The following is an 8,509-nucleotide window of genomic DNA, read 5'->3' on the forward strand; positions in this document are numbered from 1 at the left end:
ATTAGATCCTGATGTCTTTAAAGACTTATTGCAAGTAATTGTTTTTAATTTTTTGCAATTCTTAAACGCATTATTTGCAACATTTGTTACCTTGTAAGTTTTACCATTGCAATTAACAGTTGAAGGAATTTTACATGATGTAGAATTCTTTCCTTTTGAAGATAGACCAGTTACTGTACAAGTGTTTTTACCAGTAATTTTGTATTTTAATTTTCCTGAAGAAAAATTACAATTACTATTTACTTGAGTTGTACAATTTGTCTTTACCGCAGCTTGTGCCCCATTTACAGGAGTTGCTACAGTCCCTACAGTTACCATCATTGCTACAGCGAAAGCCATTTTCTTTAATTTCATCATAATTAATTCTCTCCTTTGTTCTTTTGTAACATCATTGTAACATTTAATTAACAATTATGTAATAGTTTATGACTGGTAATCTTTCAATAATTATCCATACCCTATTACATAGTTACTTGATTGATTACAAGAACATCATTTTCCTTAATTATCGTTCTACCATTAGGCACGATAACCTTTTTATTCCTTTGAATCATTATGATTAACTTATCTTCTTCTTTCGATATCTCAGCGATTGGTTTTCCTATCCATTCATCTCCCTTGGTAACATTCTTCTCCGTCAGCGATATTCCGTCTATTTCTCCCGGTGCTGCAGCACTTAATATTAACAGATCTTTTTCTAACAAAGGAATACGTCCATTAGGCACTATATTCTCACCATTTCTCTTTAACAACACAAGTAATGTGTCCGGTGGTAACGGAAGATCTTTTATCTTCTTGCCTATCCAAGGGTGTTCTTCTTTCATCTTTAATTGAATGAATTGAATAGGTACTTCATCTGCATAATCAGTAAACGTCTTAAGTACATCTACAGTATTATCAATCATATTAAGCTTCTCTGCTGCAAAAGGAATTAATGAACCTTGTATTAATATAGAAAAAAGTACGATACAAAATACAATATGGTAGATATCATTGCTCGTACTAGCTGGATCAATCGTTGCCATAATAGCAAATACGATAGAAGCTGCTCCTCGAAGTCCTGCCCATGATACCAACGCCTGTTGATTCCACTTACAGCGAAATGGTGTAAGAATTGCAAAAATGGACAACGGTCTAGCAATAAATGTTAAGAATAATGCTATTAATATTGCTGGAAATACTACCTTGGGTAACTGTGAAGGAAACGCAAGTAAACCAAGCAAGAAGAAAACCAAAATCTGCATTAATCCTGTTGTTCCATCAAAGAAATTAACTAGTGCTTTCTTATTACTAATTGGTTTGTTCCCAAGTATAACGCCAACTAAGTACGCACTTAGATATCCATTACCCCCAATGGCAGAAGGAACTGCATAGGCTAACACTGCAACAGCAACAACAAAGATAAGATCAAAGCCCTCGGTTTCAAATCGAAAACGTCTTAAGAATTCATATGCAAGAAAAGCAATAATAACTCCTGCTAATAGACCAAAAATAACTTGAGCAAGAATCATAAAAAATATTTCTCCACCTTTGGCATTCCCCTTCATAATTGCAAGAACAATGATAGTTAGCATATAGGAACACGGATCGTTACTACCACTTTCCACTTCTAGAAGTGATGCAGAATTATACTTTAGATTTAATCGTTTGGAACGTAATATAGAGAACACAGAAGCTGCATCTGTAGAACTTATAACAGCACCAAGTAACATGCTTTCCCAGAAAGAAATATGCAAGATATAATAGCAGAATACTCCAGTTATTAAAGCGGTTAAGAAAACACCTATGGTTGATAACAATACTGCTTTTACCGCAATTGGTTTTGCCTCGCTCCACTTAGTACCAAAACCTCCATAAAACATAATGAAAATCAAAGCAACAGAACAAATCTTTTCTGCTATATGAAAGTTATCGAACGGTATTTTGAATATTCCATCAGATCCTAATAGCATTCCTAATAAAATGAAAGCTAATAATGTTGGTATGCCTAATCGACTCGTTAACTTGTTTAGAACTACGCAGGCTATAATGATAACAGCGGCAATTAATAAGTATATTGGCAAATTAATCTCCCCTTTACTATTTATTTGTCGTTTATATCACCAAATGGCGCATAACAAACATTGTAGTAATAGATTACTATAAATAATAATTCTTAACAAGTAAATTTTCAAAAAATTAGAGGCTGTTACAAAATTAATCAGTTAATTAATATTTTGCAACAGCCTCTTCTATTAACTTAAATATATTACTTTATCCTTTCACACTACCAAGAGCAATTCCTTGTACTATATGCTTTGACAAACAAAGATATACTATAATTACTGGTAAAATCGAAAATGCGATCATCATATACACTTGACCCATATCAAATTTCAACCAGTCTGCACTACGTAATTGCGCAATTAAGATTGGCAATGTCTTCTTCTTTTCGTCATTCAATATCAATGCTGGCGTGAAATAGTTATTCCACGTCTGAACAAATGTAAATATTGCTTGAACCGCCAAAGCTGGTTTCATTATAGGAAGAATAATTCGGTTAAATGTCATAAATTCACCAGAACCATCAATACGTGATGCTTCAATAATCTCTAGTGGTAATGAACTCTCCATATATTGCTTAATATAATAAAATGTCACTGGCGCTGCAATAGTTGGAATGATTAATGGAATAAATGAATTCTTTAAATTCATATTATCTACCAATTGTAAGAATCCCAATGCAGTTACTTGTGTAGGAATCATCATTACTACTAAGATAAAGGTAAACATAGCTTTTTTCATTTTAAAATTGTATGCATGAATAGCGTAGGCTGTCATTGCTGAGAAATATGTACAACAAACTACACATGCTGCGGATACAAACAAACTGTTTAGAAGACCTCTTATAATTGGTAATGTACCGTGTATTAAATTATTCCAGTTTTCAAAAAAGTTACTTCCTGGTAGTACACTAAATCCAAGTTGTATCTCATTATGTGTTTTTGTTGTATTTAAAAATAACAAATAAAACCAAAGCAAACACATAACCGTTACCAGACTTAAAACTACATAGCATATTACACGTCTAGCTTTCATACCAATTCCATTGTCTTCTTTACTCTTATTACCAGCCATATTCCTCACCTCTAATCTTCTTTCTTACTAGTAATTTTGAATATAATTAAGCTTAAGAAACCTGTAACAAAGAATAATAGTACAGACATCGCTCCACCCATACCGTAATTCTTACTGAACAGATGTTTATTCAAATACATAATTAATGTCATTGTTGAATTTACTGGTGCTCCACTACCACTTGTTAAGATTTGTGGTACATCAAACATTTGAATACCACCAATTAACGAAGTAATTATAACATAAATCAAAATTGGTCTAAGTAATGGCAGTGTTATCTTGGTAAATACTTTAGAAGGTTTTGCTCCATCAACTTCTGCTGCTTCAAACAAACTCATATCAATCCCCATAATACCAGCCATTAATAGAATCGTTGTATTACCGAACCACATCAAGAAGTTCATAAAAGAAATTAGCCCTCTCGAACTCCATACATTTGAGAGGAATCTGTATGGTTCTGATATAATTCCCATATTTAATAAAATAGCATTTACAGGTCCATTATCTGAAAATAACGCAAAGAATAACATTGCAAAAGCGGATGCCATAATTAAGTTAGGAAGATAAATTACAGTTTTAAAAAATCCTAATCCTTTTAATCTTAATCTAGCATTAGAGAACCAATTCGCTAAAAGAAGCGATAATAGAATCTGTGGAATAAAGCCCATAATCCACATAATAAATGTATTCTTCATGTATTTCCATATTTCCGAATTGCTAAGTAAAGCTTTATAATTATCCAGCCCAACGAAATTTGGACCAATTTGTGTAAGACCTGAACGATAGTTTTCGAAGAAACTATTATAAATGGTACTTACCATCGGTATTAGTTGGAATACTAGATAAGTTAATACAAAAGGTATTAAAAAGATATATCCCCACTTATTGTACCTAACCACTTTTCCTTTTTTTACTTTTATCGTTTCAACTTTATTCATATTCAAACCACTCCTATTGTCTTCCCATTTATAATGTCAACTTCTTTAACTTAAAACGTGCCTGCCAAATATAGACCGGCACGTTTTTCAATCAAGTCTTATTATTTTATCATTTCATACTTGTTACTTTGGTTATCTATGAATTAGTATGATAAATCTGGATATTTTACAACAATTGCACTGTAGAAATTCTGAAGAGCTTCCTCATATGTAGCATTACCATCAAAATAATCTTTCATAGCACCCTGGAATTCTTCTGTACAACCTTGGTCATATGGAGAGATGTTGCTTAAATCAATTGAACCAGCACCTGTTGCATAAGTACCAAGTGGATTGCTCTTACCAAGAACTTTACTTGCATATGTTGTATCAGCTGCCATAGCTTCCATTACAGTTGTATTATTAACGAAATCATTATCATCCACTACGATATCTTTCATGATTGTATCATCAGTTGATAATTTAAGTATAATGTCTTTAATTAAACTTTGGTTATCTGTACCTGTAGCACCACAGATCCAAGTACCACCCCAGAAGAAACCTTGAGGTCCTTTTGTTGCATACCAGTCATCATCTGTTCCATTTCCACCTAAAGTGAAATCTACAAACCAAGCTGGCCCAAAGTAGCAGAATACTTTACCTTCTGGTGTAAATCCAGTACTCCAGTCACTTGACCAAAGTGAAGTCTTATTGTTGTAACCTTTGTCAGTAAAGTCTTTTGTCTGATCTACCCAATTCTTAATGTTAGCATCTACATTAACTTTTCCGTCAACAACCCATTTAGAACTTACGTTGTTAGAGAATACACGGTAAGCATCATCATATCCTGATAACATAAAATATCCTTTATCTTTCACTTCTTTTGCTGCTGCTGTGAATTTATCCCAATCTGCTAATTTTTCTTGAATCTTATCAACTTCATCCGTTCCGAATACTTCTTTAGCAATAGAACGTCTGTAGATTAAAACACCAGGACAACCTTGCCATGAAACACCTTTAATTTGTCCATTAGAATCTGTAACGATATCCTTTGTATATTGATATTGTTTTGATAAGTCTGCTTCTGTAATACCGAGATCAGCTACTGGCATTGTATATTCTGTATCAACATATTTTAATGCATAGTCTGCTTCGATAAGGAATAAATCAATCTTGTCATCTTGCGCTGCATCTTTTTGTTTTAATAAAGTTTCATCAAGGTTATTCTGATAAGCATTATCATCACTTGGAGTAATGTTCCATTTAACAGTTACATCACCGATTTTACCCGTTGTTGCATCCACTTCTTCGTAACCTGGATAGTGATCTTTCACACGTCTTTGGAACTCATCATTCCAACAATAGATATTGAAAATTTTTCCTTCTGTTGTCTCAGTAACTGTTTCAGCATCCGTATCATCTGTTTCAGTTGCTTCAGTGGAATTATTTCCTTTTACGTCCTCCTTAGTTGTAGTTTGTTTGGAGTCATTGTTCTTGCTACCACAGCCAACTAACATTGTGGTAATCATAGTAACTGAAAGTAATACTGCTAAAAGCTTCTTTTTCATAAAAATCCTCCCTAATATAGTTTTTGGGAATACCCCAAATATATTAAATTCCTTGCGGAAATCAATATCTTTCTTGTTTGATATTACTTAAACGTTTTAGTATCATCATTGTACAACACTTTTTACAGTAATTCAATGTATTTTCCATCTATATTTATATTTTTGTTAATTTATACCGTTTTTACATCTAATACTTTGTGTAATATTACTATTTTATAGATATCTTATTGATATTTTTTAATCATTATTAAGTTAACGTTTTCGTTAGATAAAATCATCAAAAATTCTTATTCTTTCTTTATAATATTAGCATTTTCCTGTTTTTAGAAAAAAGAAAGGTTGATGCAAAATTAAGCATTCAAGCTATGTTATTTTGCATCAACCTCATATTAAAATTGATATTTATTTGTAATTTATACATTCTCTAGGTGTTTTATCATCTCTAAATCCTTTAAACACAGGTTGTCTAAATGATTCTTTATCATTAGGCATAGATTCCACCACACATACGAGATTAGGTTCTAACCAAATCGCTTCATCATTACCTTTGGGGATATATCCGAAAGGACTATTATCAATAACTGTATATTTTTGTTGATTCAATAATCTCAGACTAACCCCCATTGTAACATGCCCTTTATAGATCAATGTTCCTTCGTGAGTATACTGTCCTAGTACTAAACTTACCATGTTATTATCCTTAACGATATAGCCACATACCACACAGTCATCTGTACTCATTAGCTTACACTTGATCCAGTCCTTTGTCCTCTTGCCAAACCAATACAAGCTATCTTTTTTCTTACCAACAATTCCTTCTAATTTTTGTTCTTTTGCTAGATCAAAAAGCATAACACCATTTGTTTCCACATATCGTGATACCGATATTCTCTCAGATTCATCGACTGTATCCGATAATAAGCTTTTTCTTTCTAACAACGGAAGGCCTGTGACTTCCTTATCCTTATAATATAAGATGTCATATGCGACAAAGCTTGCTGGCAATTTGCTACAGGCTAATTGTATCTTAAACAAATCTGACATTAATGTTCGCTTTTGAACCTCATAAAAATCAGGGAGTCCATTATTAGCTACAATCAATTCACCATCTAATATGCATTTCTCTTTACAGCTTTTATTAATGTCTCTTAATTCAGGAAATCTCGGTATTAATTTCATATCCCTTTTATTCCTTAAATCAGTATGGTCATCACAATATGCTATGCAACGTATTCCATCTAGTTTTAGTTCGAATATACTACCTGGATCATCATACGGTTCTAATTGCTCTGAAATAAGCATAGGCTTAATACCTTTTGCCTCAAAAATATCCATTATGCAGTACCCTTCTTAGCTTGTTCAACAGTTCTTTGTAACGCTTCCATTAAGTTAATTACATTATTAGGCTTATTAGTATCACTGCTTACTATTTCTTGCCCTTGTATCTTTTGGGTGATTGCACTTCGTAATTTTTCTTGATATTCATCATGATATGCTAAGATATCAAACTGTTTTGTCATTGTATCAATCATCATCTTTGCCATATTCATTTCTTCATTAGTGATTTCCACTTTACTTATAGATTTTGGTATCTCTTGAATTTCTTCTTGATAAAATAACATTTTTGCTATAATACAGTCCTCTTCCGGATAAAGTATCAGCAATTCTTCCTTCGTAGTAAAAACTGTTTGAGCTATTGCTACTTCTTCTTTACTTAAAAGAGCTTGTCTCAGTAATTCATATGCCTTTTCTGCGCCTGGTTCTGGTATTACATAATAATTTTTCTCAAAGTATATCGAATCAATATCACTCATTTTAGCAAAATGTTCAATGTGAATTGTCTTATCTCTCTTCGATTTAATTTTCTCTAGTTCATCTTCTGAGAATGTGATATACTTTCCCTCTTCAAATTCGTAGCCTTTTATGATATCTTCACTTTTCACTTCTTTATTACAGGAAGGACATATCTTCTTATACTTAATTCGTTCGTGTGTATCTTTGCATAATTGATTAAAAGATATTCCGATTTCACGAGTTGTCTTATACAAGCCTACAGGTATATATAATAAACCCACACTGATTGCACTTTTGTGAGCAACTGCCATACTATCACCTCATGTTTGAATTTTTTATTAGTATGTGCAGGTTTTATGTATTTATCAGTTTATGAGTTATATAGAGTATTGCCATTCCACTATTAATGCACAATAAAACCTTATATTCCATATTATAATTAGAGGTGATTTTAATAATGAGAGAACAATGTAACTTCAGTAATGTTACCAAGAATTATTTAAGTGAATTTTACTGTATTCTAGATCAAATGATAGAAGGTATGACAACAGCTGAGCTATCCTGTAGCATATCTCACAATTTCATTGTACAAATGATTCCCCATCACCGTGCGGCGATTGAGATGTCACACAATATTCTGTGCTATACAACCAATATTCCTTTACAAAATATCGCATCAAATATTATAACAATGCAAACACAGAGCATTGAAGATATGCGTAATGTAGAATGTATATGTAGTAGTTTTACCAACTCGCGCCAGGATATTTGCCTGTATCAGCGTCATTTTCACTCGATTACAGAAACCATGTTTACAGAAATGGGTAATGCCTGCGCAACCAATAACATCAATGCAAATTTTATGAGAGAAATGATTCCTCATCACAAAGGTGCTATACGTATGTCTGAAAACGCATTAAGATATGAAATATGTCCTGAATTGATACCAATTCTTGAAGCTATCATTACTTCTCAGAAAAAAGGAGTTCAAGAAATGACACAGCTTTTGCGCTGTATGAACTAATTAATCTCTTACTAAAAATGCACATTAGTGTGATATAATTCTAAGTAAAGCAAAGAAAAATAAGTCGAGAAGTACTTTTAGATAATCTA

General features: G+C 32.5%; 8 protein-coding genes. 1 reads left to right on the forward strand and 7 read right to left on the reverse strand.

Annotation, left to right across the window (positions count from 1 at the left end; translation table 11 throughout):
- From ACW2QF_RS15125 to ku, 7 genes are all read right to left on the reverse strand, one after another.
- Positions 1-357: hypothetical protein (locus ACW2QF_RS15125; protein ID WP_455716842.1), on the reverse strand; the 357-nt coding region annotated here is incomplete at its 3' end.
- 104 nt (positions 358-461) lie between these two features.
- Complete coding sequence (locus ACW2QF_RS15130) at positions 462-2,063, reverse strand: potassium/proton antiporter (protein WP_455716843.1); 1,602 nt, start codon at positions 2,061-2,063, stop codon at positions 462-464.
- Positions 2,064-2,253: 190 nt separating this feature from the next.
- Entirely contained in the window at positions 2,254-3,117 is an 864-nt protein-coding gene (locus ACW2QF_RS15135; protein WP_455716844.1) for a carbohydrate ABC transporter permease, read from the reverse strand.
- A gap of 11 nt (positions 3,118-3,128) precedes the next feature.
- A complete protein-coding gene (locus ACW2QF_RS15140; RefSeq protein WP_455716845.1) occupies positions 3,129-4,055 on the reverse strand; it encodes a carbohydrate ABC transporter permease in 927 nt (308 codons plus the stop codon).
- A gap of 143 nt (positions 4,056-4,198) precedes the next feature.
- Positions 4,199-5,602, reverse strand: a complete 1,404-nt coding sequence (locus ACW2QF_RS15145; RefSeq protein WP_455716846.1) for a carbohydrate ABC transporter substrate-binding protein — start codon at positions 5,600-5,602, stop codon at positions 4,199-4,201.
- Positions 5,603-6,004: 402 nt separating this feature from the next.
- A complete protein-coding gene (locus ACW2QF_RS15150) occupies positions 6,005-6,937 on the reverse strand; it encodes an ATP-dependent DNA ligase (RefSeq protein ID WP_455716847.1) in 933 nt (310 codons plus the stop codon).
- Complete coding sequence (gene ku / locus ACW2QF_RS15155) at positions 6,937-7,707, reverse strand: non-homologous end joining protein Ku (RefSeq protein WP_455716848.1); 771 nt, start codon at positions 7,705-7,707, stop codon at positions 6,937-6,939. The genes ACW2QF_RS15150 and ku overlap by 1 nt, the downstream gene beginning before the upstream one ends.
- Before the next feature lie 146 nt (positions 7,708-7,853).
- Between ku and ACW2QF_RS15160 the strand changes: the two genes are divergently transcribed.
- Complete coding sequence (locus ACW2QF_RS15160) at positions 7,854-8,420, forward strand: DUF305 domain-containing protein (protein WP_455716849.1); 567 nt, start codon at positions 7,854-7,856, stop codon at positions 8,418-8,420.
- The last annotated feature ends 89 nt before the right edge of the window (positions 8,421-8,509 follow it).

It is taken from the genome of Anaerosporobacter sp. (assembly GCF_965301125.1).

What these genes read in the sequence shown, in the direction of transcription:
- ACW2QF_RS15135 (WP_455716844.1), bottom strand. Translation starts at nt 3,117, where the DNA reads ATGGCTGGTAATAAGAGTAAAGAAGACAATGGAATTGGTATGAAAGCT.
- ACW2QF_RS15140 (WP_455716845.1), bottom strand. Translation starts at nt 4,055, where the DNA reads ATGAATAAAGTTGAAACGATAAAAGTAAAAAAAGGAAAAGTGGTTAGG.
- ACW2QF_RS15145 (WP_455716846.1), bottom strand. Translation starts at nt 5,602, where the DNA reads ATGAAAAAGAAGCTTTTAGCAGTATTACTTTCAGTTACTATGATTACC.
- ACW2QF_RS15150 (WP_455716847.1), bottom strand. Translation starts at nt 6,937, where the DNA reads ATGGATATTTTTGAGGCAAAAGGTATTAAGCCTATGCTTATTTCAGAG.
- ku (WP_455716848.1), bottom strand. Translation starts at nt 7,707, where the DNA reads ATGGCAGTTGCTCACAAAAGTGCAATCAGTGTGGGTTTATTATATATA.
- ACW2QF_RS15160 (WP_455716849.1), top strand. Translation starts at nt 7,854, where the DNA reads ATGAGAGAACAATGTAACTTCAGTAATGTTACCAAGAATTATTTAAGT.